Annotated in this window: 2 protein-coding genes; both read right to left on the reverse strand. The window is 34.4% G+C overall.

Annotated elements, in window-relative coordinates; all coding sequences use genetic code 11:
• Positions 1-174: 174 nt before the first annotated feature.
• Positions 175-327: a lmo0937 family membrane protein gene (locus AC4FQ3_RS22800; RefSeq protein WP_491183405.1), complete on the reverse strand. Its 153-nt coding sequence runs from the start codon at positions 325-327 to the stop codon at positions 175-177.
• Between the two features lie 23 nt (positions 328-350).
• Positions 351-578: hypothetical protein (locus tag AC4FQ3_RS22805; RefSeq protein ID WP_491183406.1), on the reverse strand; the 228-nt coding region annotated here is incomplete at its 5' end.

Here is a 578-nt window from a genome sequence, read left to right on the forward strand (position 1 = left end):
TCATAGTATGTATGATTTTATTTTGGTTTAGATTTTATTTTACTTCGATGGTGATGGTGATGAATTGCTTAAAATTTACTTTTGCACTCACCTTATCGTTCATCATATTTTCTAGAACTTACTTGTCCTTTATGAGTTTACTTTAACTTTCCAATTAAAGCTTTTGTTTCTAATTTACACTGACCGACCCGAGATCAATCGGAAAATTACAGCTATAACTGCAATAACCAATAATATGTGGATAAGCCCTCCGGCACTGTAAGCGAATACCCCGACTAGCCAGCCGATCAGGAGAATAACTGCGATGAAATACAATAAAGAACTCATAGTTTTGTCGTTTAGGTTGGTTATTAGTTTGATCTATCTAACTCAAGTGGTATGCCTCTTTGATCAAAAAAGTGAAAATCGTACTCAATAGCCTCAAATAGCCTAAAAACACTGATCTGAAAACATGCAGATCGAAAATCACATCCTTTTATGGGAATAAAAATCCCCAGTACGGGAATTAAAACATGACAACAAACGAAAATCCCTCCATTCAAAAAGTAAAGATATATTCCATAGTAACTCTCATCCTG

The sequence above is a fragment of the Flavobacterium sp. AK-345 genome, from assembly GCF_058310175.1.

Coding starts and splice junctions, on each gene's coding strand:
- AC4FQ3_RS22800 (WP_491183405.1), bottom strand. CDS start 327: ATGAGTTCTTTATTGTATTTCATCGCAGTTATTCTCCTGATCGGCTGG.